Source organism: Mediterraneibacter massiliensis, assembly GCF_001487105.1.
Classification (GTDB): domain Bacteria; phylum Bacillota; class Clostridia; order Lachnospirales; family Lachnospiraceae; genus Mediterraneibacter; species Mediterraneibacter massiliensis.
In genome coordinates this window covers 1,747,689-1,773,381 of record NZ_LN913001.1, presented here as the reverse complement: position 1 = coordinate 1,773,381, position 25,693 = coordinate 1,747,689, and the positions used below count along the sequence as shown (strand labels likewise).

27 protein-coding genes and 2 pseudogenes are annotated in these 25,693 nt (G+C 39.1%); 28 read left to right on the top strand and 1 reads right to left on the bottom strand.

Going from position 1 to position 25,693, the window contains the following annotated elements; translation table 11 throughout:
* Positions 1 to 9: 9 nt before the first annotated feature.
* From BN3282_RS12690 to BN3282_RS12660, 7 genes are all read left to right on the top strand, one after another.
* Positions 10 to 234 (top strand): helix-turn-helix domain-containing protein, encoded by a 225-nt coding sequence (locus tag BN3282_RS12690; RefSeq protein ID WP_059069684.1) that lies wholly within the window; start codon positions 10 to 12, stop codon positions 232 to 234.
* Positions 227 to 1,249: a DNA adenine methylase gene (locus tag BN3282_RS12685; protein WP_059069682.1), complete on the top strand. Its 1,023-nt coding sequence runs from the start codon at positions 227 to 229 to the stop codon at positions 1,247 to 1,249. Before BN3282_RS12690 ends, BN3282_RS12685 begins: the two co-directional genes overlap by 8 nt.
* Position 1,250: 1 nt before the next feature.
* The gene (locus tag BN3282_RS12680; protein ID WP_205408548.1) at positions 1,251 to 2,159 is read left to right on the top strand and encodes a DNA adenine methylase; all 909 of its coding nucleotides are present in this window, start codon (positions 1,251 to 1,253) and stop codon (positions 2,157 to 2,159) included.
* 9 nt (positions 2,160 to 2,168) lie between these two features.
* Positions 2,169 to 4,286 (top strand): AlwI family type II restriction endonuclease, encoded by a 2,118-nt coding sequence (locus BN3282_RS12675; protein ID WP_059069678.1) that lies wholly within the window; start codon positions 2,169 to 2,171, stop codon positions 4,284 to 4,286.
* 402 nt (positions 4,287 to 4,688) lie between these two features.
* On the top strand, positions 4,689 to 7,643 hold the full coding sequence (locus tag BN3282_RS12670) for a DEAD/DEAH box helicase (RefSeq protein ID WP_059069676.1): 2,955 nt from the start codon (positions 4,689 to 4,691) through the stop codon (positions 7,641 to 7,643).
* Positions 7,644 to 7,663: 20 nt separating this feature from the next.
* Complete coding sequence (locus BN3282_RS12665) at positions 7,664 to 8,050, top strand: (deoxy)nucleoside triphosphate pyrophosphohydrolase (RefSeq protein ID WP_059069674.1); 387 nt, start codon at positions 7,664 to 7,666, stop codon at positions 8,048 to 8,050.
* Between the two features lie 11 nt (positions 8,051 to 8,061).
* Positions 8,062 to 8,397: a class I SAM-dependent methyltransferase gene (locus tag BN3282_RS12660; RefSeq protein ID WP_242866636.1), complete on the top strand. Its 336-nt coding sequence runs from the start codon at positions 8,062 to 8,064 to the stop codon at positions 8,395 to 8,397.
* An 80-nt stretch (positions 8,398 to 8,477) separates the two neighbouring features.
* Here the strand turns inward: BN3282_RS12660 and BN3282_RS12655 are convergent, their stop codons facing one another.
* Positions 8,478 to 8,837 carry a helix-turn-helix transcriptional regulator gene (locus tag BN3282_RS12655; RefSeq protein WP_059069670.1) on the bottom strand — a complete coding sequence of 120 codons (360 nt, stop codon included), beginning with the start codon at positions 8,835 to 8,837 and terminating at the stop codon, positions 8,478 to 8,480.
* 86 nt (positions 8,838 to 8,923) lie between these two features.
* Here BN3282_RS12655 and BN3282_RS15130 point away from each other — a divergent pair, with 86 nt between their 5' ends.
* From BN3282_RS15130 to BN3282_RS12570, 21 genes and pseudogenes are all read left to right on the top strand, one after another.
* Positions 8,924 to 9,328, top strand: a complete 405-nt coding sequence (locus tag BN3282_RS15130) for a helix-turn-helix domain-containing protein (RefSeq protein ID WP_059069669.1) — start codon at positions 8,924 to 8,926, stop codon at positions 9,326 to 9,328.
* Between the two features lie 15 nt (positions 9,329 to 9,343).
* On the top strand, positions 9,344 to 10,102 hold the full coding sequence (locus BN3282_RS12645) for a HipA domain-containing protein (protein WP_118977232.1): 759 nt from the start codon (positions 9,344 to 9,346) through the stop codon (positions 10,100 to 10,102).
* A 440-nt stretch (positions 10,103 to 10,542) separates the two neighbouring features.
* Entirely contained in the window at positions 10,543 to 10,812 is a 270-nt protein-coding gene (locus tag BN3282_RS12640; protein ID WP_317246542.1) for a helix-turn-helix domain-containing protein, read from the top strand.
* Between the two features lies 1 nt (position 10,813).
* The gene (locus BN3282_RS12635; RefSeq protein ID WP_059069665.1) at positions 10,814 to 11,221 is read left to right on the top strand and encodes a hypothetical protein; all 408 of its coding nucleotides are present in this window, start codon (positions 10,814 to 10,816) and stop codon (positions 11,219 to 11,221) included.
* Positions 11,222 to 11,805: 584 nt separating this feature from the next.
* On the top strand, positions 11,806 to 12,552 hold the full coding sequence (locus BN3282_RS12630) for a nucleotidyltransferase domain-containing protein (protein WP_059069663.1): 747 nt from the start codon (positions 11,806 to 11,808) through the stop codon (positions 12,550 to 12,552).
* 135 nt (positions 12,553 to 12,687) lie between these two features.
* On the top strand, positions 12,688 to 12,855 hold the full coding sequence (locus BN3282_RS15125) for a hypothetical protein (protein ID WP_162858213.1): 168 nt from the start codon (positions 12,688 to 12,690) through the stop codon (positions 12,853 to 12,855).
* Positions 12,856 to 13,058: 203 nt separating this feature from the next.
* Complete coding sequence (locus tag BN3282_RS15235; RefSeq protein ID WP_205408547.1) at positions 13,059 to 13,538, top strand: hypothetical protein; 480 nt, start codon at positions 13,059 to 13,061, stop codon at positions 13,536 to 13,538.
* A gap of 21 nt (positions 13,539 to 13,559) precedes the next feature.
* On the top strand, positions 13,560 to 14,471 hold the full coding sequence (locus BN3282_RS15230; protein ID WP_059069661.1) for a hypothetical protein: 912 nt from the start codon (positions 13,560 to 13,562) through the stop codon (positions 14,469 to 14,471).
* A gap of 5 nt (positions 14,472 to 14,476) precedes the next feature.
* Positions 14,477 to 15,940 (top strand): hypothetical protein, encoded by a 1,464-nt coding sequence (locus BN3282_RS12615; RefSeq protein ID WP_059069659.1) that lies wholly within the window; start codon positions 14,477 to 14,479, stop codon positions 15,938 to 15,940.
* A 66-nt stretch (positions 15,941 to 16,006) separates the two neighbouring features.
* A pseudogene (locus tag BN3282_RS15585) lies at positions 16,007 to 16,330 on the top strand (WYL domain-containing protein); the annotation flags it as partial.
* Positions 16,321 to 17,028, top strand: a pseudogene (locus BN3282_RS12610) (site-specific integrase); the annotation flags it as partial. The pseudogenes BN3282_RS15585 and BN3282_RS12610, both read left to right, overlap by 10 nt.
* Positions 17,029 to 17,574: 546 nt before the next feature.
* On the top strand, positions 17,575 to 18,549 hold the full coding sequence (locus BN3282_RS12605) for a DUF6017 domain-containing protein (RefSeq protein WP_032509785.1): 975 nt from the start codon (positions 17,575 to 17,577) through the stop codon (positions 18,547 to 18,549).
* A 24-nt stretch (positions 18,550 to 18,573) separates the two neighbouring features.
* Positions 18,574 to 18,792, top strand: coding sequence for a DUF5348 domain-containing protein (locus tag BN3282_RS12600; RefSeq protein ID WP_015529213.1), 219 nt, complete (start codon positions 18,574 to 18,576; stop codon positions 18,790 to 18,792).
* Positions 18,793 to 18,885: 93 nt separating this feature from the next.
* Complete coding sequence (locus BN3282_RS12595; RefSeq protein WP_031476076.1) at positions 18,886 to 19,368, top strand: PcfB family protein; 483 nt, start codon at positions 18,886 to 18,888, stop codon at positions 19,366 to 19,368.
* Complete coding sequence (locus tag BN3282_RS12590; protein WP_059069656.1) at positions 19,365 to 21,155, top strand: VirD4-like conjugal transfer protein, CD1115 family; 1,791 nt, start codon at positions 19,365 to 19,367, stop codon at positions 21,153 to 21,155. Before BN3282_RS12595 ends, BN3282_RS12590 begins: the two co-directional genes overlap by 4 nt.
* A complete protein-coding gene (locus BN3282_RS15120) occupies positions 21,148 to 21,315 on the top strand; it encodes a hypothetical protein (RefSeq protein WP_016729065.1) in 168 nt (55 codons plus the stop codon). Before BN3282_RS12590 ends, BN3282_RS15120 begins: the two co-directional genes overlap by 8 nt.
* A gap of 19 nt (positions 21,316 to 21,334) precedes the next feature.
* Entirely contained in the window at positions 21,335 to 21,502 is a 168-nt protein-coding gene (locus tag BN3282_RS15115) for a hypothetical protein (protein WP_162858247.1), read from the top strand.
* Positions 21,503 to 21,765: 263 nt separating this feature from the next.
* On the top strand, positions 21,766 to 21,981 hold the full coding sequence (locus BN3282_RS12585; protein ID WP_009906233.1) for a Maff2 family protein: 216 nt from the start codon (positions 21,766 to 21,768) through the stop codon (positions 21,979 to 21,981).
* A gap of 18 nt (positions 21,982 to 21,999) precedes the next feature.
* Positions 22,000 to 22,869, top strand: coding sequence for a VirB6/TrbL-like conjugal transfer protein, CD1112 family (locus tag BN3282_RS12580; RefSeq protein ID WP_032509784.1), 870 nt, complete (start codon positions 22,000 to 22,002; stop codon positions 22,867 to 22,869).
* A gap of 21 nt (positions 22,870 to 22,890) precedes the next feature.
* A complete protein-coding gene (locus BN3282_RS12575; protein ID WP_054329836.1) occupies positions 22,891 to 23,295 on the top strand; it encodes a PrgI family protein in 405 nt (134 codons plus the stop codon).
* On the top strand, positions 23,243 to 25,672 hold the full coding sequence (locus BN3282_RS12570; RefSeq protein WP_059069654.1) for a VirB4-like conjugal transfer ATPase, CD1110 family: 2,430 nt from the start codon (positions 23,243 to 23,245) through the stop codon (positions 25,670 to 25,672). Before BN3282_RS12575 ends, BN3282_RS12570 begins: the two co-directional genes overlap by 53 nt.
* The last annotated feature ends 21 nt before the right edge of the window (positions 25,673 to 25,693 follow it).

The window sequence follows — 25,693 nt, the reverse complement described above, 5'->3', positions numbered from 1 at the left end:
GGTGATAACATGGATTTTTCGGAGCAAATAAAAACTTTAAGACAAGAATGTTTACTTAGTCAAGAGGCATTTTCAAAGGAACTAGGTGTTTCTTTCGCAACGGTTAATCGTTGGGAAACGGGGAAAACGCTACCAACATACAAAGCTTTACGCACTATTAAAGAATACTGCAAAAAGAACAATGTTGAATTTTCGATAGATACTAATATTGAAAGAGGTAGTACAAATGGCTAAGTCTACGAATATAAATAATAGAAGATACCTTGGAAATAAATATAAACTTTTACCATTTATTAAAAAAGTTGTGGATTCAGAGTGTACAGATATTGAAATTGTTCTAGATATTTTTTCGGGAACTGGTGCAGTTGCTTCAGCTTTTCAAGACAAGCAATTGATAACCAACGATATTATGTACAGTAATTATATTTCTAACCTTGCGTGGTTTTCACCACGAAAGTATAGTAGAAAAAAAATAGAAAAAATAATTGATGAGTATAACGCTATGGTCATTAATGAAGAAAACTATATGACCATAAATTTTTCTAATACATATTTCAGTCATGATGATTGTTCAAAAATTGGTTTTATTCGTGAGGACATAGAGATGAAATATGCAAACAAAGAAATAAATGTGAGGGAGAGAGCATTATTGATAACTTCACTTCTCTATGCGATGGACAAAATTGCGAAGACATGCGGACATTATGATGCGTACCGTCGAGGTGTAGAATTTGATATGCATTTAGAATTATTATTACCGGAAGCGAGTACAACGAATAATAAAAAGAATAAATGTTACAATATAGATTCGAATGATTTGGCGGGTAAAATTGTTGCTGATTTAGTATATATCGACCCGCCATATAATTCAAGACAGTATTGCGATGCATATCATTTGCTTGAGAATGTAGCTAGATGGGAAAAGCCAGAAGTCTTTGGTGTTGCAAAGAAAATGGATAGGACGGCATTGAAGAGTAAATATTGTACCAAAAGTGCAGCAGAAGCTTTCGATGATTTAATTAAGCAATTGAAGTGTAAGTATATTGTGCTGTCTTATAATAATATGGCAAAAAAAGGGAATGATCGTTCGAATGCAAGGATATCAGATGATGATATCTTCAGAATTCTTCGTGCTAAAGGAAAAGTAAAGGTATTTTCTGAGGAATATAAAGCTTTTACAACTGGGAAATCTGATATAGAAGATAATAAAGAGAGATTATTCTTATGCATATGTAATGAGGAGGAATAAAATGATCCAATCGCCACTAAATTATACTGGCGGAAAATACAAATTGTTGCCACAAATTCTGCCACTTTTTCCTAAAGATATAAATTGTTTTGTTGATTTGTTTTGTGGTGGTTGTAATGTGGGAATTAATGTTTGCGCTAAAAAATATGTTTATAATGATAGCTGTGAGCCATTGATTAATCTCTATTCTGTTATGCAAACTTTAGATCCAGCAAGTTTTATAGATAAGATAGAAACTGTAATAAAAAGATATGGTCTATCGGATGTAAAACTATACGGGTATGATTTCTATAACTGTAATAGTTCAGATGGATTGGGAGCATATAATAGAGATAAATACATGAAGCTTAGAGCGGATTTTAACGCATTGAAAGAAAGAAATGCTGATTATTATGTTATGTTGTATGTACTTATTGTATATGCATTTAATAATCAAATCAGATTTAATAGAAATGGAGAATTTAATTTGCCACCGGGCAAAAGAGATTTCAATCAGAAAATGCATAGTAAAGTTGAAAGATTTATAGAATTGCTTCAAAATCAAAATGCTACATTTATGCATAGAGATTTTAGAAAGATAGCAATTGATAAACTTACAGATAAAGATTTTGTATATGCTGATCCGCCATATTTAATTACTTGTGCTGCGTATAATGAGCAAGGGGGATGGTCAGAAGTTGACGAAGAGGATTTACTTCAAATGCTTGATGAAATATCACAAAGAGGTATTAAATTTGCATTATCTAATGTTTTGGAATCAAAGGGAAGAGAAAATGCTTTGTTGAGAAAATGGATTGAATCCAAACCAAACTACAAAATGATAGATTTGAATTATTCATATAATAATGCAAATTACCAGAGACAAAATAAGGAAGAAAAAACTAGGGAAATTCTTGTTATAAATTATTAGGAGGCTATTATGAGAATAAAAGAAGGTCAGATTTTTAATCTAATGGATACAAATGGAAGAAGAAATGATGTAATCAATGCTTTGCAAGGCTATTTAACAATCTTAGATGATATTCAGAACGAGCAAAAAATGAATTGGGCCTCTATGCCGGAGAGTTTGGCACAGTATGAGTTTTATAGACAGGCTATAGAATTATCGCCAGAGGTTTTTGGCAAACATGGACCATATGATAAACTTGTTGAAACACTGGAAAGTAATAAAGATTTTGCAACAGCTGTTCAAACTAAAGATATGGAGTGGATCCAAAAGAATAGTTTTATGTTCCAAAGTCTTGTTAAGCAATTTGATTTAGGAATAGAAGATAGAGCTAGGCATTATACAAGTAATTTAGTGAAATTGGGTTTCACAGATGAAGGTAGAGAAATTTCACCTGTTGGAGAGCTTCTTCTTGATTTGAAAAAGCTGAGAAAAGATGATTTAGAAATTCTGCTCCCGATAGATGGAGTTAATATAGTTTATTTGCGTCAGTTGATGAAATTGCGATTATTTGATACTGAAGGAGAAAAATACTATTCGCCATTTAATTTGGCTATTTTTGCGTTATTAAAACGTCATAGGTTGTCAGAAAATGAGTTTTCTGAGCTTGTTCAGGGGTTAAGTCCGTATTCGGATTTTTCGGATATTGAACAATATGTTTTAAATTATAGAGAAGGCGATATTGTTTCAGGTGTTTCGATTGATATTCCGGCAGAGATACATACAAATGAAAGATTATCAGAAGCTGTATTTCGAGACAATTATAAAAATAGAAAAAGTAATGCAGGAGTTGATGCATATTGGGTATATTATAATTTTCTATTTGATTATGTAGAGAATCCATCCTCTGCAACAATAGACAAATTGCTTACTTTTTTTGAAAATAACAAGGCAATGCTTAATAAGGCATTCGGGTGTGGTCAGAATATATTTACACAAAAAACAGGAGATAGGCCAACAACAATTGAATTTGCTAAGCAATACAAGAAAATGTTTGAAGGAAATTTAAATATTTATATGTTTAAACAGTTTTCATTGTCAAAGATACTTGATCAAATTCGTGAGTATTCAGATACTACAAAACGTATTTTTAAAGCAACCGGTATTATTAGTTTTGATAATGGGTTTGTTGAATTGGCCTACCGAGAATTGTGTGCATGCATATTTGAGGAAGAATTAATTAAGAATAGAATAGCAGGAAGCATAAGTGAGGAGTTGCATTCATATTATGATTGTTATGCAGAATATGAAGAGGGAATAAATAGTTTTTATTGTAATATAACTTCCTTATCACAAATACTTGAATATTATGAAGAAGAAATAAAACAGGTTGAAGATAATATTCAAAAAGAATTTCCAGGGGCAACTATTGAAGAGATTCCTGTTATTGTTGCGGACAAACGAAGAAAAGAGTTTGCTGAATTTATTGATAAGAATTATCCAGCAGAGAAAGTTAAGGAGATTCTTGGGTTATTTAGTAATAGAAGTAATGATAAACTTATTAAAGACACGGTTAGTCCAGATGCAACAGTACCAACTATCTATGAGTATGTTGTTGGTATAGCATGGTATTATTTTTCGGGAAAAAGAGTTGATATTCTGAGCAGTTATAATCTGACGTTGTCAGCAAACTTTGAACCTTTAGTACATGCTGGAGGTGGACAAGGCGATATTGTAATATATGAAGATGATAAGGTTGTTATGTTAGAGGCTACCTTGATGAATGCAAGTAGTCAAAAACGTGGAGAATGGGAACCTGTATTAAGACATTCTATTAATTTGAAAGTTGAAGAAGAAACTGCTTGCACAGGTAGAGAAGTGACATCATTCTTTATTGCAGATAGCTTTGATTATAATACCATTAATATTTGGAAAGCTGTTGCTGCAGTTCCGCTTCAGTCTTCTACTGATAAGGATAAGTTTACTGATAATGTTGTCATCATGCCTGTTAATACTGATGAATTGTCTTCATTGATAGATAAGTCTTCTGAGTATGACTCAATCATATCAAAGGTACATAAATTATTTGAGATTGACACAATAAACTTTGATATTGAATGGAGAGAAAAATTTATGGGATCCATAATTTAAGTTGTCGCGTTACATAACGGGGGAGGTTAAATCTTCACAACCTTCCTGACTAAAGACCGGCACCCCCTCACGCGCTAATTTTTGTGAAATGTAAAAAAGATTTTAGTTCCCATAGGAGACTACTACCACAGCAAAAATGCTAAAACGTCAAAATAGAGAATATAGTACAAAGGAGTCAAGCTGTGTGATCATCTTGTCGGAATGAGAAATACTATGAATGCAGAAAGCGTTAATGCTGGACAGCACAAGATAAATATAAAGTATATTTGGATTATTTTAGGATTAGATACTAAATGAGCTTTGAAAAGATAATTGAGCAATTGGATATCATGAGATATCTGGAGCAATTTTAAAAAATAAAATTTTCATGAGTGCTTTTTGATAAATAGGTGAGAAAGGAAAATGATTGAACAAATAGAACAACTAAAGCAGGGATTATCCACAGCTTTTATAAATCAAAATATTTCATCAAACTTGGCTTATAAACCACAGTTTGTATCGAACAATTATAAAGAAGGACGAAAGGTTATCTCATCTATTGAAGATGAGCTTTTGTCATGTAAAGAATTTGCTATCAGTGTTGCATTTATCACGATGGGTGGAATCACACCGCTTCTCCAAACTTTCAGAGAATTGGAGCAGCGTGGTATTTCTGGAAAAATTCTTACTACAGATTATCTGACTTTTAGTGATCCGAAGGCACTGAGGATTCTTGCGAATTTTAAAAATATTGAATTGAAAATGTATATAACAGAGAATGGGAAAGAGGGCTTCCATACAAAAGGATATATTTTTAAAAAAGAGGAAATGTATCGGATTATTATTGGAAGCTCTAATATGACGCTTAGTGCGCTTACAACAAATCGGGAATGGAATACAAAAATTGTTTCTGCGGAGCAGGGAGAATATACTAAAAGTGTAGTGAATGAATTTGACCAGTTATGGAATGCGCATCAGTCATTGGAATTCGGGCAGTTTATTGAAGCTTATACCAATGTTTACACAAAGAATAGAATTATCCAGAAACAAAAGGAAATTGCTAAGCAGGCAGAAATCCCATCTCTGGAAGTATATCGTTTGCAGCCAAACTCTATGCAGGTCGGTTTTATAAATAATCTTCAAAAAATTTATGAAGCAGGCGAAGATAAAGCTTTGTTGATTTCTGCGACAGGTACCGGTAAAACTTATGCATCTGCATTTGCAGCAAGAGAACTGGAATTTAAGAAGGTATTATTTTTGGTTCATCGTAATCAGATTGCAAGACAAGCCTTGAAATCGTATCGAAAAGTGTTTCGTGGTAAAGTTTCTATGGGGATGGTTACTGGAAAATATCAGGATTACGATGCTGACTTTGTGTTTGCAACGGTTCAGACATTAAGTAAAGATGAAAACCTGAGCAGATATGAAAAAGAGCATTGGGATTTGATCATTATAGATGAAGCCCATCATAGTTCGGCAGACAGCTACAAAAAAATTATGGATTATTTCAAACCGAGGTTATGGCTGGGTATGACAGCAACACCGGATAAGCGTGATGATAAACTAGAAGGCAGAAATATTTACGAGATATTTAATCACCAGATTGCATATGAAATTCGTTTGCAGAATGCGATGGAAGAGGACTTGCTGTGTCCCTTCCATTACTTTGGAATTACGGATCTGGAAGTTATTGCGGATGCTGGAAAATCGTCTGAAGAAAAAATTGAAAATTTTAGATATCTGACATCAGATGAACGTGTTTTAAATGTAATGAAACAGGCGAAATTCTTTGGACATAGTGGAGACAGAGTAAAAGGTCTGATTTTCTGCAGTCGTATTGATGAGGCGAGAGAATTGTCTGCGAAGTTTAATGAAAAAGGTTGGAGAACGCTTGTATTAAGTGGCAGTGATTCAGAAACTGTAAGAGCAGCAGCTGTTGAACGACTTGCCGGTGATGAGGCAGAAGATGCGTTAGATTACATTATTTCTGTGGATATATTTTCAGAAGGTGTGGATGTTCCGGAAATTAATCAGGTAATTATGCTTCGTCCAACCGAATCACCAATTATTTTTATCCAACAGTTAGGACGTGGACTTCGCAAAGCTGAGGGTAAAGAATATGTAGTTGTTATTGATTTCATTGGTAATTATCGTAATAATTTTATGATTCCAATTGCACTTTCTGGAGACAGAAGTTACAATAAAGACAATATTCGTCGTTATGTAACAGAAGGTGGACGTGTGATTCCAGGCGCAAGCACGATTCATTTTGATGAAATTTCTCGTAAGAGAATCTTTCAGGCAATTGATAATGCAAACTTTAGTGACATTAAATTGATTCGTGAGAATTATACGAATCTGAAAAACAAACTGGGGCACATTCCGGCGCTTGCAGATTTTGACAAGTATGGAGAAATGGATGTACTCAGAATTTTTGATAATAGCAGTCTGGGATCCTACTATAAGTTTCTTGTGAAATATGAAAAAGAGTACACAATCCGATTATCAAAAGATGAAGAAAAAGTAATCGAATTTGTTTCAAAGAAATTGGCCAGTGGAAAACGAGTTCATGAGTTGGAAATGTTGAAACGGATGTTGAAATATCAAAATGGAATCATGGGTTTGTTAAAGAAATCATTGCAGGATAATTATAATTGTTCAATGGATGATAATTGTACTGAAAATGTTGTAAATATGATGACAAATGAATTTCCTACAAGTGCTGCTAAGAAAACGTACTCTCAATGTATATTTCTGGAAAAAGACGGATCCGATTATAGAGTATCTAAATTATTTGCAGAAATGTTACAGAACAAAGATTTCTATCATATTTTGGAAGAACTTATAGATTTTGGTATTTCACGATATAAAGAAAACTTTAGCATGAGATATCAAGATATGGATTTGGTTCTTTATCAGAAATATACTTATGAAGATGCCTGTCGTTTGTTAAATTGGGAAAGAAATGAGGTTCCATTGAATATCGGTGGGTATAAGTATGATAAGAAAACAAAGACCTTTCCCGTATTTATCAACTATGACAAACAGGATGATATTAGTGATACAACAAAATATGAAGACCATTTTACAAGTTCCAATCGTTTAATCGCGATTTCCAAAAGTGGGCGAAGTATTGAATCAGAAGATGTGCAGAATTTTCTGAAGGCAAAAGAACGAGGCATAGATGTGCAGCTTTTTGTAAGAAAAAATAAAGATGATAAAATTTCAAAAGAATTTTATTATCTTGGAAGGATGACTTCAACAGGAGCAGTAAAGGAATTTATAATGCCAAATACTGATAAAACAGCAGTAGAAATAGAATGGGCATTAGATACTCCAGTGAGAGAGGATATATACGAATATATAGTAAATGGATAATAGAAATGATAGGAGAAAAAATGAAGACAATTAGAGTAGTGGCAGCAATTTTGATTGATACTGGAAAAGTGTTTGCAACTCAACGAGGATATGGAGAGTTCAAAGATGGTTGGGAGTTTCCTGGTGGAAAAATTGATGCAGGAGAGACTCCAGAAGAAGCACTTGTTAGAGAAATAAAAGAAGAACTTGATACAGAAATTGAAGTTCTGAAATTGTTAGATACCGTAGAATATGATTATCCGAAATTTCATTTATCGATGGACTGTTTTATCTGTAAAATAAAATTTGGAAATTTAGTGCTGAAAGAACATGAAGCCTCAGCATGGTTGACAAAAGAAACTTTGTATAGTGTGAATTGGTTGCCGGCGGATCAGGGATTGATTCCTTTGATAGAAGAGTGTTTATAAAGAAGGTCGATATGATGAAAGGCGATAGGACTATTAAATATTATGATGAATATGCAAAGCAATTTGTAGAAAATACTGCGAATGTGGAATTTCGTCACATGCAGAATCTATTTTTAGATAAATTGCAAAAGGGTGCATATATTCTGGATCTTGGCTGTGGCTCTGGCCGTGATACAAAATACTTTTTGGAGCAAGGGTATCAAGTGGATGAGATTGATGGTTCGGCAGAATTTTGCAAACTGGCAAGTGAATTTACTGGTATTGAAGTGAAGCATATGTATTTTCAAGAAGTATCTGAGTTGGAAAATATGATGGTATCTGGACATGTTCATCGATTCTGCATTTAAGTTACGATGATTTGGAAGCAGTGTAATCTACGGTTATGGTATCCCTGCATATTAAAAATGGGTAAAAGAAAACCAGAGGTTTATTCCTCTGGCTCTTTTATCTTACATAGACTTCTGACGGTTGCTTCAATCACCGACAATTCTTTATTGTCAAGCTTATTAAGCAAGGCATCGATCTGTCTGTGTGTAGAACTTTTTACCGTTTTTTTCTCTGGGAAAAGGAACTGGTCAAGTGAGATATGAAATCGTTGGGCAAGGAAAAATAATAGCTGAATGCTTGGAAACTGCCCATCGTTTTCAATGGACTGTATATGACGCACGGAATAGTCCAACAGTTCTGCTAAATTTTCTCTTGTCATATGTTCCGTATTGCGGGCTTTCTTAATAGATTGACCTATCGGTGTAAAATCGAAGTCCAGATAGAACTTTTTATCGTCCATTTACTCACCACCTATCCTCTGATACTTCATATTCCTATATTGTACAGAGATGTGACTTCTTATTAAAGAAAGTGAAACGATGATTTATGAGTATCAGTGAAGTTTTAGAACGAAAAAACATGACACAGTACAGACTGGCTGTACAGAGCGGAGTTCCTCATACAACTCTCAGCGATATAATGAGTGGTAAGACTAGAATTGAAAAGTGTTCAGGAGAGACTTTATATAAATTAAGTTCTGCATTGGGAGTCACAATAGAGGACCTGATTTCAGAAAGCATTGAAAAAGCAGCAAAGGAGCGTTCCTGGGAACACGGATTACCGGAATATTTGCAGAATGACCTCGATGCCTATAAAGATGGTTTGAAAAAGAAATCTTCTATATTGGATTGTTTATGGGGCGAGCTTTATGGAAGTATCAATTGTGCTGAGATTAATGAGGAAAGTATTACTCATGAGCATGCACAATATTTAAGAGACAAATATCTGTGAGGTGATGAATGATGGATTTTACAAATTGTAAAAGGATTATTACTAAGGTATATAGGTAGCACAATCTTCAACCTTGTAGGCATAAAAGCACAAAATACTATGCTTGGAACATTTGATGTAAATGGCAAAAAGAAAATTGTATGTGTATGTGAGGAGTTTACATCCGATGGAAGTGTTCTCTATGATTTTTGCTCTATCAAGAATACTATTATTGACTCAGAACATGAAGGCACTGGCACAGATTTGTCAGACTTATTGGAGACTATTGAAAAGCAGCAGTTTGTTAATTCAAGTGAGTTGCGGGACCATTTTTGGAATGTGTTTATCATTGATACAATGCTTGGAAACTTTGATCGACACAATGGAAACTGGGGATTCTTGTATCATAATGCTTCCAATGAATCGGAAATAGCTCCAGTTTTTGATTGCGGAAGTTGTCTTTTGCCACAAGCGGATGAAAAGATAATGGAAAAAATATTGAATGATGAAGATGAGTTAAATGCAAGAATATACAGATTCCCAACATCAGCAATTCAATACAAAGGAAAGAAAATAAATTACTATGATTTCTTATCATCATTGGTAGATGAAAACTGTATATCTGCCCTTGTGAGGATGATTCCAAGAATTAACTTTGAAAAAATCAATAGCTTTATTGATGCGGAAGAGTACCTTTCAGAAACTGCAAAGAAGTTTTATAAATACTATATTTATCAGAGATACGAAAAGATATTGATGACGGTGTACAAGAAATTAGTGACCCAGATGGAGTAGGTTTGAAATATTCAGAGGGCCCTGGTATCCCCTAGCACATAAATTAGTGCGGAGGAACCGGGGCCTTTGTAATTATTTTAGAAATTATTCAATTGGCAACTGGAGTTCTGTCAGCCAGTCAGCTGGACTTTTTTGTACTTGTATGTAAATAAAGAACAGAATAAAAACGAAAAATCCGTTGATAAATTTGGTAGTTATGAAGTTTTTTCGTATTACAGCAAAAGGATTACCGCTTTTTAGGAAAAAATGGATTTAAGTTTTTTATGGACAGTAAGCTGAATAAGAAAGGTGGAACGCTTCTCTTTTCTACTCATCTGATGGTCTATTTTTGTGCGTGTAAATAATGAACGTGTTCATTTCCTTTTGATTGACATATACGGAATCCGTGTATATAATCAAATTAGAAATATACGGCTTCCATATATGAAGGGAGTGGCATTATGGATTATATGAACATAGAAGGTCTTAATATCAAATTAGAGAAAGTAGAATATGTAGATGAAGAAAAAAGGAAAAAGCGTTTGATGGCATATATGTTCAAGGCTGTTCGAGAACAAACAAAAATGAACAGAAAAGAATTTGCAGAATGGCTAGGAATTCCATATAGAACGATGCAAGACTGGGAATTAGGAAAATCACAGGTTCCAGAGTATGTTCTTAGGCTGGTGGCATATAAGGTACAGGCGGAAAAGGAGAAAGGAAGGCTATAGTATGGAAGGTGCAGTAGTAAGTATTTTTTTAGCAATCATATATGCTGTATTTACAATTATGTTAAATATTGCCGGTTTTTTGCTTGCTCATTTTGATGTTGTGAATTCTATGTTACTTGGTGGACCGGCACAGTTTTTCATTAGAAATTATGAATGGGCCTCTGCGTCCAAGTGGATATTATTTTCCGTAGTCTTTATTATTTGTAAGATTATCCGGCATTCTTCTAAGACTGGTAGAATTGCTTTTACGATATTTTCAGTATATGCTGCAGGAGGATTATCAACTGTGTTCATGTCACGAGATACAAGAGCAGAGACTATCAAGATAGCGATTATCTGGCTGCTTGTCGTTTTACTCAATGTTATCAGATGGAGTACCATCAAGAAACAAGTAGCAGAATTACAATAAATCAAAATTATAGGGAGAAGAAAAGCGAATAAATCAGACGAAAAATATTTTCAGCGCCACATCTTGAACGAGATTTGGATATAAAGATCAAAGAGGACACCATAGGATGACGCTAATAGAATATTTATTGCAAAAAAATACACAACAAGTAGTGTTAAATTTAGAAGAGATAGAAAAATAATATTGTTAAAAGAAGGTTATTCACTTTACCAGATGCATATGGCGATGATTGGACTATGAGCAGAAAAGATGGAGCTGGTTCACTTGGAAAATATTTTAACGCATATATTTTGGAGCACCCTGAGTTTGGAATTACATATATACTAGATAAAACCATTAAGAGAAGAGCGGTGTATACATTTAAGAGATAAAAGAATAGATGTAGATTGAATGGTTTCGCATCTTTTTTTCCAAGATATTCTAATTGGACTATGACATAATTCTGTATAGATACTAAAAGTTTGTTTTGTGCAGGAGGATAAGCATATGAGTAAATATCCAGTTAATTTGGAAATGACATTAGAAAATGGCCAGAAGTCAATCAGATGACGACGTGCCTTGGAAAAAGAAGAAGGTGAATGAAAATGAAGGAAGAGATAATTCGTAAATTACGTGAAATTGAAATAAAAGAAAATGTAAAAATACTTCTTGCAGTGGAGTCTGGAAGCAGAGCATGGGGATTTGCTTCTCTGGATAGTGATTATGATGTAAGGTTTATTTATGTAAGACCGAAAAAAGAGTATTTACGGCTTGATACGGTTAGGGATGTCATTGAGGTGCCAATCAATGAAGTACTAGATATCAATGGATGGGATCTACAGAAAGCTTTACGTCTATTATATAAATCAAACCCGACTCTATTTGAATGGTTTTCATCTCCAATTGTATATATGGAAACAGAATTTGCTGATGAGTTTAGAACAATGATGATGGAGTATTTTTCTAGCAAGCGAAGCTTGTATCACTATATCAGCATGGCTGAAGGAAATTATAGGGAATATTTGAAACGAGATATGGTTCGAGCAAAAAAATATTTTTATGTGCTTAGACCTGTGTTGGCTTGCAAGTGGATTTTGGAAAAAGGAACACCGCCTCCAATGCTATTTTCAAAGTTAATGAAAGTACAGTTACCAGAGTACTTAAAACCAGCAGTGGAAGAGTTGCTTGAGTTGAAGATGAATTCTCCAGAAATTAAGGAAATTCCCAGAGTGGACGTAATCAATGAGTACTTGGACCAGTCTATAGAAGAAATAAAGGAATTGGTGAAAGGAGTTAAGGATAAGCAATGCGAGTGGACTGTTTTAAATGAAATGTTTTTACATTCCATTTAAAGAATTTTTACAGTAGATTCTATAAATCCTGTATAATTGGACATATATATGTTTAAGGAGTGATTTTTATGAATATAAGACATCGAGTATCTTCTTTAAAAGATTTACAAAGGGAATGAAGAGTATCAGAAATATATGGAAAATCTGACAGATATGCAGAACCATGTGCTTCTGTATCTTCAGAGCTTCTGCAGTCTGGAAGAAAGCGGTGTAAAGGAAAGACGAGAACAGCAGGTGACGGAAAGAAATGAGGGCAGAGAAGCTGTGCCAAGGGCAGAAGCAGACAGCCACTGGAAAAGATAAGAAATTATCCATTCATGAACGGCTTGAGATTAACAAGAGGATTATTCAAGAAAAGCAGGGAAAAGATAAGCCAGAGAGAGGCTGATTTGGCTGTAAGATAAATATTGTGATAATGGAGGGTGTGGGAAGTAGATTCCTGCATCCTTTTTTAGTGCGTAAATATGTATTGAATGCTATAATGAAAACAGATCGGAGGAGGTTTTATGCTAATTACACCGTTAGGAGATATTGAAATATATATAGATGACAAAGTAGTTGAATATACAGAAAAGTGTATTACAGTATCCGGAGATTTATGTCCTGATGTAAGTGGAAAATATGCCATTGCAGTTGTCTTTTATCCAGATGGTAAATTACATACAATTTCTTGCAAAATAAAGGGTTATACTTTATCCAAAGAAGATGAAATAGAATCAGGAGAACGATTGGAATTGAAATCGTTCTATAAAGGCAATACGAAATTGTCTATAGGTATGGAAGGGGAAGCGGGATATTGTTTCTATGGAACACGTTCATCAGAAATATATGATTATGATAATGATTATATGGAGAATGGAGTTTCATATTTGATAAGGGAAGAGACTAAGACAACGAAGTATGTATTTGGTGTTGCTTGGATAGAAAATGTTACAGCAGAAAATAACTGGCAGACATGGTATGGAGCAGATCCAACAATTTTTTAAAAAGAAAGAGGAATGATTATTATGGGGAAATCATTAAAAAATAAAATGAAAAATGTGGGGAATTTTATAAGTGAAACTATTGTGGAGGTAGGAGAGCAAGTAAAAGATAGTGAAATGCTTAATAAAATTTCTGAAGGAACCAAAGACGGACTTGAAATTGTGTCAAAAAAAGTAAAGTATGGTTCGGAAATTCTTAGACAAAGGGAACGCTCTGTGGATTTACTAGAAAATGTTGAAAATTTAGTAAACAGTATTGCAAATCATCCTAAGAATTTTGAGGCAGATTTTAAGGAGATTCAATTTTATAAGAAAGAATTTAAAGATGTATGTGATTATGCAAAGAAAGAACTTGATGCAGCAAAGAAATCCATGGCAGGTGTGGGAGCAGGAGTAGTCGGGGGTATGGCTGTTGCCAGTTTGGCTCCGAGTGCAGCTATGTGGGTAGCAACTACATTTGGTACAGCATCTACAGGAACTGCTATATCAACATTGTCAGGTGCAGCCGCTACTAATGCAGCTTTAGCATGGCTTGGAGGTGGCGCAGCCGCCGCTGGGGGAGGTGGAATGGCATCTGGAACTGCATTTTTGGCAATGGCTGGTCCAGTAGGTTGGACAATTGGTGGAGCTACACTATTAGCATCAATCGCTCTGTTTGCAAATAAAAAAATAAAACTTGGTAAAGAGAAAAAAGAAGAGATTGAGGGAGTATTACGCAATGTTGAATCAATTAGTGAAGTAAATGTTAAAATGCAGTCATTATTAGATAAGACGGACAAATTAAGAAATATGTTGAATGATCAGTACGGAAAGTGTATGTCCTATTATGAAAAGAGCTTTATGGAAATAACAGATGATGGGCAAATGTTATTGGGAACCCTTGTGAACAATGCGAAATCTTTGGCGGCAACGCTTGGTGAAACTATGGAGGAATAAATTAAATGACAGAAGCTAAAAAGATTATTAAAAGTGGGCAAGAACAAGCGGTTGCTTCTTGGATGAATTACCTGAATCAGGTGCGATTAGACCGATTGATGGAGGTATTGAGGAAAGAAGAATTAAATTTGAACGAAGCAATGTCTACTATAAGTGAAACACTTAAAATAATTAGCAGAGATATAGTAAACAATGGAAAAGGGCGAGGCGGTCAATATGGAATGCATGGATTTATTGCTGAAGTTGCGGAGTGCGGTATAGGAAATGCCAGAGAACAGATTGAGGAAAAAGCACCTATTTATGAATGGATTAATGACAATGGTCCTGAGGATTTAAGAAGAGGTGCAACATTGATACAGCAGAAATTTGTAAATGGAGGCGGGCATTTATCACTACAGGCAATTCGTATGCATTTAAATGCTTATCCTAATTTCCTTGATAATGGTGGAGTATATCAAATCCCGGAAGACCATTATGAAAAAATCAAGTGGTTGCTTTCAATTTCAGAAAAAGAAGCAAATAAAATGCCGACTTTAACAGGCGATTTTTCTCTGAAACAGTGGAGAGAAGTACATGATTTTTTTGAAAATGGCGATATTTCATTGGATAAAGTAGAACCGTCAAAACTAAAATATTCTGAAGTTCAAAGAAGCACATATGAACAGACTTTTTCAAAAGAAAAGGATAATTTAAGAAAACGAAATCAAGAAAGAAAAGAACAGGCATATAATAAAAGTAAACCTACGTTATCTGAGGGAGCGAAAGCAACAGCAGCCGCTGCAGCAATTGAGGGTGCTATGGCGTTGTGCCTGGGAATAGCCGAAATAAGAAAGTCTGGTAAGAAATTTAATACTTTTGATGAGGATGATTGGAAAAAGATTGCAGCTACTACAGGAAAGGGAACCTTGAAGGGTGGTATGCGAGGAGCATCCATTTATACATTGACAAATTTTACTGCAACTCCGGCAGCTGTAGCAAGTGCAATGGTAACAGCAACATTTGGTATTGCGGAACAGGCATATCAATTAAAGCAGGGAAGTGTAGATGAACAGAGATTTATTGAGAATTCAGAAATGTTATGTTTAGATGCCTCAGTTAGTGCACTTTCTTCATTAGCAGGCCAAGTGTTGATTCCGGTTCCTGTGCTTGGAGCAGTGATTGGAAATACTATAGGAACTATGATGTATCAGATTGCAAAGGATAATCTGTCATCCAGAGAGCAGAAGATATTTGAAGAATATGTAGATGCAGTACGTCAGCTGGATGTTTCATTACAGGATCAGTATCAGAAATTTGTAGATGAAATTGGCAAAGATACGAAGTTTTTCATGGAATTATTAGACAGGGCATTTGTACTGGACATTCCTGTAGCATTTGAAGGTTCTATTGATTTAGCAAAATCATGTGGAGTACCAGTAGATGAGATATTAGATAGCAAAGAAAAAATAGCATCATATTTTATGGATTAAAAGATGGTGTGTTATAAATTACCCATCTATGATATTATGTAATTATTCAAAGAAGGGGTGGATGAAATGCCAAAAGGAACAAATCAGAAATATAAATTATATCGTTTAGCTCAGATTATGCTAGAAAGAACGGATGATGAGCATTATATAACAATGTCAGAAATCAAGGAAGCCCTTGGAGAATTATGATATTACTGCAGATAGGAAAAGCTTATAGGCAGATCTAAAGGATTTGGAAGTTGAAGGAGAACCGGTAAAGAACAAATACCATTATCATGTTGTGAGCCGTATGTTTGAGCTACCAGAGTTAAAATTACTTGTCGAATAAAAACTATGAATGAAAGCATTTATTATATGGTTGACACAATACATAGTGCCATTTCAGAAAACATCTTGCAACGGTGGTTGTCAATGACAGCGTAACAAGAGAAGCTATTACAAGAAAGCAGGAGAGAGCGTTTCTTGAATTTGTAAAGCAGGACAAGCACTTTCGTAAGTATTATGAGGGCATTTACATTCTATTTAAGACAGGACTTCGTATTTCTGAATTTGTTGGATTGACGATTTCTGATATTGATTTAGAAAAAGGTGTTATCAATGTCAATCATCAGTTGCAACGTAAGCATAATATGGAATATATTATAGAGGACACAAAGACAGACAGCGGTACAAGACTTGTGCCTATGGCTGATGATGTAAAGGCGTGTTTTCGTAAGATTATTCAAAACCGTAAAAAGCCAAAATCAGAACCTGTGATAGACGGTAAAAGTGGTTTCCTGTATTTAGACAAAAATGATATGCCTATGGTTGCTTTGCATTGGGAGAAATATTTTCAGCATATTTGCGAGAAGTATAATAAAATATATAAACAGGAATTACCTAAAATTACACCTCATGTTTGCCGACATACCTTTTGTTCTAATATGGCAAAGTCGGGAATGAACCCTAAGACATTACAGAATATTATGGGACATTCTGATATAGGAGTTACGCTGAATACATACACGCACTTGGACTTTGACGATATTCAAAAAGAGATGAAAGAAGTCTGTAATCAGTTGCCAAGCATGCGTGAAAAGGTTCAGTGAACCTTTTCTTAGCTAGTTGTAAAGTTGTAAAACAGGCACAGCTTTACAACTTATTTTACAACTTTTGACCGCCAGAACATGAGAAAATATAAAAAGATACATGAACAACTAGAAAACAAGAAGTTGTAGAGATGCCTTAAATACAAGGAAAAATGAAGATATAAGGAGTTATGAAACATGATAAAAATACTATTCATTTGCCACGGCAGTACACTAATCGAGCGCGGAAACCCTTGATATTCCTTGATTTTTTGAAGCTAACAGAAAAAATTTACTACTTATTTACTACCTATAAAAATTATTGATTGCCTTGCCACGATATAAATAAAATTGAACATTATTCGCATGAGCGACGTTACCTTATCCCGACCGGGAAACATGGAACGCCGCTATTTTTTTACCCTCATGTTACGCAGTAAGGGCAAACAAAGCCTTGATTTATGCGGCTCTTAGAGCGCAGAAATGAGAAATGCAAGGGTTGATACCTTTTCCCTCAAAACCGCGTTTCTACTGCGTAACAAATCCAACTAAAGGAGTGATGAAGCTATGGCAGTTTTTCGCGTGGAAAAGAACAAAGGTTATACGGTTATGAGCAACCACCATTTACGCAACAAGGAACTTTCCCTAAAGGCAAAGGGCTTGTTATCGCAAATGCTCTCACTTCCCGAAGATTGGGACTACACCCTTGCAGGACTGTCCCTTATCAACCGGGAAAGTATCGACGCTATCCGCACCGCTGTATGGGAGCTTGAAAAAGCCGGATATATCACAAGGCGACAGGGACGCGACGAGAAAGGCAAAATGACCGCTATCGAGTACACCATTTACGAACAGCCACAGCCCCCGGCATTGGATTGTCCGGTATTGGAAAATCCAACAGCGGATAAGCCGATATTGGAAAATCCGACACCGGATAACCCGACGTCGGAAAATCCAACGCAATTAAATAAAGAGATACAAAAGACTAACTTACCAACAAAAGAAAAATTAAATACAGATGTATCAAGTACCCATTCCATTCCTTTCCATTCCCTAAATCCCTCTCCCTTAGAGGACGCGGCACAGCCGCCGGAACGGAAGCGAAAGGAAACGACAGACGCATATAGCGTGTATGAAGAAATCATCAAGGACAATATCGAGTACGACTATCTGATACAGGATAGATACCTTGACCGGGACAGGATAGAGGAAATCCTTGCCCTTATTCTTGAAACTGTCTGCACCAAACGAAGAACAATCCGTATTGCCGGGGACGACCACCCGGCAGAGCTTGTAAAAGCAAAATTTATGAAACTGAACAGCGAACATATCCGCTTTGTACTGGACTGTATGCAGGAAAACACCACCAAAATCCGCAACATCAAGCAGTACATGAAAGCTGCCCTTTTCAATGCCCCGTCTACGATTGGCAGCTATTACACGTCCCTTGTATCTCACGATATGTACGGCGGGCGCACTATCCAGTCGGCAAGAAGCAAGGGCATACCCGATTACACCTGTAACGAGGACGAAAGCCTGTAAACCAACCCAAAGGAGGATTTTATGATGACACAGAGAACAGGAGCTTTGATTTTTGATGAAACCGCTGACCGCTACGACATTCGCTTTGACGTAAACGACTATTACGGGGGCTTGCATTGCGGCGACTGCATGGAGGTCTTTGTGCGGGGCAAATGGAAGCCTACCCGTATGGAGTACGGGGACAACTGGTATCTTGTAGGTATTCGGGCGGCAGACCTTTCCGGGCTGCGGGTGCGGATTTAACAGGGCGGCGTGAAAGCGGACACTCTTTTTTCATGCCCGCCCCGCTTCCCGGTGGCGGGCATACCACCCTAGAACACGAAAGGAGGACATCCATTGCAGGAGGAAACCAACGAAAAGACCATAGCCCTTTACATCAAGACCGGGAAGCTGACGGCGCAGCAGCTCCAAAAGGCTATGAAAGCCCTGCTTGCACAGATGAAAAAGCAGCATGACAAACAGAAAATCCCGCATGGCAAGCAGACCCTAAAGCAGCTTATGAAGCAGAACGCGGGCGTTTCCAACATTGAAATCACAAAGGACAATATCAAAGCCTTTGAGAGTACGGCGAAAAAATACGGGATTGACTTTGCCCTAAAGAAAGACAGCACCGAAACCCCGCCCCGCTATCTTGTGTTTTTCAAGGGACGGGACGCGGACGCACTGACCGCAGCTTTCAAGGAGTTTTCCGCAAAGAAGCTGACGCAGGAACAAAAGCCCTCTATCCGCAAGCTGATTGTTTCCCTCAAAGAAAAGGCGGCGGCTCTGAACACACAGCGGGACAAAGTAAAAAACAAAGACAGGGGGATTGCAAGATGAACGCTATCAACTGGAAAAAATTGCTGCTTCCCAACATTCCCTATCTGCTCTTTGTGTATCTTTTTGATAAAGTCGGGCAGGCGGTACATCTTGCGCCGGGGGCTGACCTATCCGGCAAGGTGCTGTCGCTTGGGGAGGGATTTTCTATGGCTTTTGCAAATCCGTTTCCGAGCCTTGCCCCTATGGATTTGCTTATCGGTATTGCGGTGGCTGTCCTTATCCGGCTGATTGTCTATGTAAAAGGCAAGAACGCGAAGAAATACCGGAAAGGTATCGAATACGGTTCTGCCCGTTGGGGAACTGCCGAAGATATTAAGCCCTACACCGACCCGGTATTTCAGAATAACGTGCTGCTCACACAGACGGAACGGCTTACCATGAACAGCCGCCCAAAGCAGCCGAAGTATGCAAGGAATAAAAATATCCTTGTTATCGGGGGAAGCGGCAGCGGCAAGACGCGATTTTTTGTAAAGCCGAATTTAATGCAAATGCACTCAAGCTACGTTGTAACCGACCCGAAAGGAACGGTTTTAGTCGAGTGCGGGAAGCTCTTACAGCGGGGCGGCTATCGGATAAAAGTGCTGAACACGATTAACTTCAAAAAAAGCATGAAATACAATCCCTTTGCCTATCTCCGCAGCGAGAAAGACATTTTGAAACTGGTAAACACTTTGCTTGCCAACACCAAAGGGGACGGGGAAAAAGCCGGGGAGGATTTTTGGGTAAAATCGGAACGGCTTTTTTACTGCGCCCTTATCGGCTACATTTGGTACGAAGCCCCGGAGGAAGAAAAGAACTTCACGACGCTGCTTGAAATGATAAATGCCAGTGAAGCCCGCGAGGACGACCCGGAATTTCAGTCCCCCGTTGACCTTATGTTTGAACGGTTGGAGGAAAAAGACCCGGAACATTTTGCCGTCCGACAGTATAAGAAATTCCTGCTGTCTGCGGGAAAGACAAGAAGCTCTATCCTCATTTCCTGCGGGGCGCGACTTGCACCCTTTGACATTAAAGAGCTGCGCGACCTTATGGAAACCGACGAAATGGAGCTTGACACCATAGGCGACCGCAAGACCGCCCTGTTTGTCATTATCAGCGACACCGACGACACTTTTAACTTTGTGGTATCAATCCTTTACACGCAGCTTTTCAATCTGCTTTGCGACAAGGCAGATGATGAATACGGCGGCAGGCTGCCCGTTCATGTGCGCTGTCTGTTAGACGAGTTTGCAAATATCGGGCAGATACCGAAGTTTGAAAAGCTCATAGCCACTATCCGAAGCCGGGAAATCTCTGCTTCAATCATTCTGCAAAGCCAGTCGCAGCTAAAAGCCATTTACAAGGACAACGCCGATACCATAGTCGGCAACTGCGACACCACCCTTTTCTTGGGCGGCAAGGAGAAAACCACCTTAAAAGAAATGTCGGAAATCTTGGGGAAAGAAACCATTGACAGCTTCAACACTTCCGAGAACCGGGGGCGTGAGGTATCGCATGGGCTGAACTATCAGAAGTTAGGCAAGCAGCTTATGACCGAAGATGAAATTGCAGTCATGGACGGCGGGAAATGTATTTTACAGCTTAGAGGGGTGCGCCCGTTCTTCTCTGATAAGTACGACATTACAAAGCACCCCAACTATAAATATCTTTCCGACTATGACAAGAAAAATACTTTTGATATGGAAAAGCATTTAAGGCGCAGACCCGCCCTTGTGAAGCCGGACGAAGTATTTGACTACTACGAAATCAGCGAAAGCGATTTGCAGGAGGACACCGACCATGAATAAACGTATCAGAAAGAAAAAGGACAAGAAAATCACAGAAGCCATAAACGGGCTTGTTTTCATTGCCGAGCGACGGGAACAGCAACGGCAGGCAGCTATCCGGCAGTTTGTGAAACGGTGTGAAGCCCTGTATGAGCAGAAACGGGTGCGGCGGGAACTTTGATTTTACGGGAGGTTACACTATGAGCAGACAGAAAACAAAAACTGATGATATACGTCGTGAACATTATTTTACAAAGATGATAGAAAATGCAGAAAACGCTCTGCGGGAGTATTTGCAGGAACGCGGAGGGGAACAGACCCTTTACGTTACCGAGTATATGCAGCGCAGGAGCTATCTTTTGGAATGACGAAAAATGTGTGTTCCCGGCTGAAAAGAAAGGAGGAATTGACGCAGTAACAAAGAAACAGACAACTTACAGAATACGCGCCCCTACTGGAAAATCCATAACGCCCACACTCAAAACTGAATACCGCCGCGCGGCAGACACATAGGCAGCGCGGGGAACCCGCCACAATCCGGCGGGCTTATGACTGCGGCAGTTACAAAACTGACCGCCGTTTTTTATGCCCTTTTATAGGGCAAGCCGCATTTGCGGCAGAAAGGAGCTTTATGGAATTTTTTAACTCTGCCATCGACGTATTACAGACCCTTGTTATCGCACTGGGCGCAGGCTTAGGCATTTGGGGCGTTATCAATCTCTTGGAGGGATATGGAAACGACAATCCGGGTGCAAAATCACAGGGCATTAAGCAGCTTATGGCGGGCGGCGGCGTTGCCCTTATCGGCACTATCCTTGTACCGCTTCTTTCCGGTCTGTTCGGATAAGTTTACGGAGGGTAGCCTATGGAGAGCATACTTGACGCGATTAACGAATGGATAAAGGAAATCCTTATCGGCGCGATAAACGGTAATCTGTCAACGATGTTCGGGGACGTAAACGAAAAAGTAGGCACCATTGCAGCGGAGGTAGGCAAGACCCCGCAGGGGTGGAACGCAAACATTTTCAGCATGATACAAAATCTGTCGGAAAATGTGATTGTACCCATTGCGGGGCTTGTCATTACCTATGTCCTCTGTTATGAGCTTATCAGCATGGTAACGGAAAAAAACAATATGCACGACATAGAAACATTTATGTTCTTTAAGTGGTTTTTCAAAGCCTTTGTTGCCGTTTTCTTGGTAACACACACCTTTGATATTACTATGGCGGTTTTTGATATGGCGCAGCATATTGTGTCCGGCGCGGCGGGGGTAATCGGCGGCGATACGAATATCGACGTAACCGAAGCCCTTGCCGCCATGCAGGAGGGACTAAAAGATATGGAAATCCCCGAACTACTGTTACTTGTTATGGAAACGAGCCTTGTAAGCCTTTGTATGAAAATCATGTCCGTACTGATAACCGTTATCCTCTACGGAAGAATGATTGAGATATACGCCTACTGTTCCGTTTCCCCTATCCCTTTTGCCACCATGACAAACCGGGAATGGGGACAGATTGGGAACAACTACCTAAAGGGGCTGTTTGCACTTGGTTTTCAAGGCTTCCTCATTATGATATGCGTCGGCATTTATGCAGTTTTAGTAGGCGAAATGGTCTTAGCGGACAATCTGCACAGCGCGATTTTTTCCCTTGCAGCCTATACCGTTATCCTCTGTTTCTCCCTGTTCAAATCCGGCGCACTGGCAAAATCTATATTCAACGCCCACTAAGGGCAGAAAGGAGGTTTTTTCTTGGCGTATGTACCTGTACCCAAAGACTTATCCAAAGTCAAAACAAAAGTCGCTTTCAATCTGACAAAGCGGCAAATCCTTTGCTTTTCAGTGGCACTTCTTATGGGACTGCCACTTTTCTTTTTGCTCAAAGACAGCGCAGGGACGAGCCTTGCGGCAATGGCAATGATTGTCGTCATGCTTCCCTGCTTCTTGGTTGCTATGTATGAAAAGCATGGGCAGCCCCTTGAAGTGGTTGTAAAGAACATCATTCAGACAAAATTGACCCGCCCCAAAGTGCGACCGTATCAGACGGAAAACCTATATGCACTCTTGGAGAAACAGCGGGCATTAGAAAAGGAGGTATCAGCGATTGTCAAAAGGACAGACAAAAAAGACGCGGGAAGCCGCAGGAAACAGGCGTAAGCTGACCCGCGCGGAAAAGAAACAGATAGCGGCGGTTATCCGGCAGGCAAAGGGGGACGGCAAAGCCCACACCGCACAGCAGACCATTCCCTACCTTGCCATGTACCCGGACGGTATCTGCAAAGTGGCACAGCGGAAGTATTCAAAGAGCATTGCATTTGAGGACATCAACTATCAGCTTGCACAGGCAGATGATAAGACCGCCATTTTTGAAAACTGGTGCGATTTTCTCAACTACTTTGACGCAAGCGTGAACGTGCAGCTTTCTTTCATCAATCAAGGCTCACAGCAGGAACAGGCAGCGCGGGCAATCCATATCCCGCCGCAAAATGACGATTTTAACTCTATCCGCACCGAGTATTCCGATATGCTGAAAGCGCAGCTTGCCAAAGGGAACAACGGGCTTGTAAAGCACAAGTACATCACATTTTCCATTGAAGCGGACAATCCGGCGGCGGCAAGGGCGCGTCTTTCCCGTATCGAAACCGACGTACTCAATAACTTCAAGGTGCTTGGCGTATCGGCGCACCCCTTATCCGGCTATGAACGTCTGAAAGTGCTGCATGGGGTATTCCACCCGGCAGGCGAGCCGTTCTCATTCTCTTATGACTGGCTGACCCCGACAGGGCTTACCACAAAGGACTTTATCGCCCCGTCCTCTTTCAAGTTCGGGGAGGGACGCTACTTTGCTATGGGGAAAAAGACAGGGGCGGTATCGTTCCTTGAAATCCTTGCCCCGGAGTTAAACGACCGTATCTTAGCGGATATGTTGGACTTGGAAACAGGCGTTATTGTCAATCTCCACATTAAAAGTATCGACCAGTCGGAAGCAATCAAGACCATTAAGCGCAAAATCACTGACCTTGACAAGATGAAGATTGAGGAACAGAAAAAAGCGGTTAGAAGCGGTTACGATATTGACATACTCCCGTCCGACCTTGCCACCTTTGGAAATGAAGCAAAGAACCTGTTGCAGGATTTACAGAGCCGCAACGAGCGAATGTTTCTTCTCACGTTCCTTGTGGTAAACATGGCAGATACGAAGCGGAAACTGGAAAATGACATTTTCGCGGCGGCGGGCATTGCACAGAAATACAACTGCGCCTTGACCCGTCTTGACTATCAGCAGGAAGCGGGGCTGATGTCCTCTGTCCCTTTGGGGGAGAACCTTATCCCGATACAACGGGGGCTTACCACATCAAGCACCGCTATTTTTATCCCATTCATCACGCAGGAGCTATTTCAGACCGGGGCTGCCCTGTATTATGGGCTGAACGCTTTAAGCAACAACATGATACTCTGCGACCGCAAGCAGCTTAAAAACCCGAATGGGCTTATCTTGGGAACACCGGGCAGCGGAAAATCCTTTGCGGCAAAGCGGGAAATCACAAACGCCTTTCTTATTACCGACGACGATATTTTTATCTGCGACCCGGAAGCCGAGTATTTTGCCCTTGTCAAGCGGCTTGGCGGGCAAGTGATACGCTTATCCCCAACCGGGAAAGGCATGGACGGTACGCCCCAGTATGTAAACCCTATGGATATGAACCTTAATTACAGCGAGGACGACAGCCCCCTTGCACTGAAAAGTGATTTTATCCTTTCCCTCTGCGAGCTTGTCATTGGCGGCAAGGAGGGCTTGCAGCCCGTTGATAAGACCGTCATTGACCGCGCCGTAAGGAATGTGTACCGGGACTACCTTGCTGACCCTGTACCGGAGAAAATGCCTGTCTTGGGCGACCTTTATGACGAGCTGTTAAAGCAGCCGGAGCCGGAAGCTGCCCGCATTGCGGCGGCATTGGAGCTGTATGTTTCCGGCAGCCTTAACGTGTTCAACCACAGAACCAACGTGGAGCTTTCTAACCGCCTTGTCTGCTTTGATATAAAGCAGCTTGGGAAGCAGCTCAAAAAGTTAGGTATGCTCATTGTGCAAGACCAGATATGGAACCGCGTTACCATTAACCGGGCAGAGAAAAAGTCCACCCGCTACTATATGGACGAATTTCATCTGCTCTTAAAAGAGGAACAGACCGCCGCTTACAGTGTGGAGATTTGGAAGCGTTTCCGTAAATGGGGCGGCATACCGACAGCCATTACACAGAATATCAAAGACCTTTTGGCAAGCCGCGAGGTAGAAAATATTTTTGAAAACTCTGATTTTGTCCTCATGCTCAATCAGGCGCAGGGCGACCGGGCTATCCTTGCAAAGCAGCTCAATATCAGCCCACAGCAGATGAAGTATGTAACCCATACCGAAGCAGGCGAGGGACTTATCTTTTATGGAAATGTAGTGCTGCCCTTTGTAGACCATTTCCCGAAAGATACCGAGCTTTACCGCATTATGACGACGAAGCCGGAGGAAGTGAGCAGCCTATGAAACAGTTAAAACCACGCGATA

Coding starts and splice junctions, on each gene's coding strand:
- BN3282_RS12690 (WP_059069684.1), top strand. CDS start 10: ATGGATTTTTCGGAGCAAATAAAAACTTTAAGACAAGAATGTTTACTT.
- BN3282_RS12685 (WP_059069682.1), top strand. CDS start 227: ATGGCTAAGTCTACGAATATAAATAATAGAAGATACCTTGGAAATAAA.
- BN3282_RS12680 (WP_205408548.1), top strand. CDS start 1,251: ATGATCCAATCGCCACTAAATTATACTGGCGGAAAATACAAATTGTTG.
- BN3282_RS12675 (WP_059069678.1), top strand. CDS start 2,169: ATGAGAATAAAAGAAGGTCAGATTTTTAATCTAATGGATACAAATGGA.
- BN3282_RS12670 (WP_059069676.1), top strand. CDS start 4,689: ATGATTGAACAAATAGAACAACTAAAGCAGGGATTATCCACAGCTTTT.
- BN3282_RS12665 (WP_059069674.1), top strand. CDS start 7,664: ATGAAGACAATTAGAGTAGTGGCAGCAATTTTGATTGATACTGGAAAA.
- BN3282_RS12660 (WP_242866636.1), top strand. CDS start 8,062: ATGATGAAAGGCGATAGGACTATTAAATATTATGATGAATATGCAAAG.
- BN3282_RS12655 (WP_059069670.1), bottom strand. CDS start 8,837: ATGGACGATAAAAAGTTCTATCTGGACTTCGATTTTACACCGATAGGT.
- BN3282_RS15130 (WP_059069669.1), top strand. CDS start 8,924: ATGAGTATCAGTGAAGTTTTAGAACGAAAAAACATGACACAGTACAGA.
- BN3282_RS12640 (WP_317246542.1), top strand. CDS start 10,543: ATGGATTATATGAACATAGAAGGTCTTAATATCAAATTAGAGAAAGTA.
- BN3282_RS12635 (WP_059069665.1), top strand. CDS start 10,814: ATGGAAGGTGCAGTAGTAAGTATTTTTTTAGCAATCATATATGCTGTA.
- BN3282_RS12630 (WP_059069663.1), top strand. CDS start 11,806: ATGAAGGAAGAGATAATTCGTAAATTACGTGAAATTGAAATAAAAGAA.
- BN3282_RS15125 (WP_162858213.1), top strand. CDS start 12,688: ATGGAAAATCTGACAGATATGCAGAACCATGTGCTTCTGTATCTTCAG.
- BN3282_RS15235 (WP_205408547.1), top strand. CDS start 13,059: ATGCTAATTACACCGTTAGGAGATATTGAAATATATATAGATGACAAA.
- BN3282_RS15230 (WP_059069661.1), top strand. CDS start 13,560: ATGGGGAAATCATTAAAAAATAAAATGAAAAATGTGGGGAATTTTATA.
- BN3282_RS12615 (WP_059069659.1), top strand. CDS start 14,477: ATGACAGAAGCTAAAAAGATTATTAAAAGTGGGCAAGAACAAGCGGTT.
- BN3282_RS12605 (WP_032509785.1), top strand. CDS start 17,575: ATGGCAGTTTTTCGCGTGGAAAAGAACAAAGGTTATACGGTTATGAGC.
- BN3282_RS12600 (WP_015529213.1), top strand. CDS start 18,574: ATGACACAGAGAACAGGAGCTTTGATTTTTGATGAAACCGCTGACCGC.
- BN3282_RS12590 (WP_059069656.1), top strand. CDS start 19,365: ATGAACGCTATCAACTGGAAAAAATTGCTGCTTCCCAACATTCCCTAT.
- BN3282_RS15120 (WP_016729065.1), top strand. CDS start 21,148: ATGAATAAACGTATCAGAAAGAAAAAGGACAAGAAAATCACAGAAGCC.
- BN3282_RS15115 (WP_162858247.1), top strand. CDS start 21,335: ATGAGCAGACAGAAAACAAAAACTGATGATATACGTCGTGAACATTAT.
- BN3282_RS12585 (WP_009906233.1), top strand. CDS start 21,766: ATGGAATTTTTTAACTCTGCCATCGACGTATTACAGACCCTTGTTATC.
- BN3282_RS12580 (WP_032509784.1), top strand. CDS start 22,000: ATGGAGAGCATACTTGACGCGATTAACGAATGGATAAAGGAAATCCTT.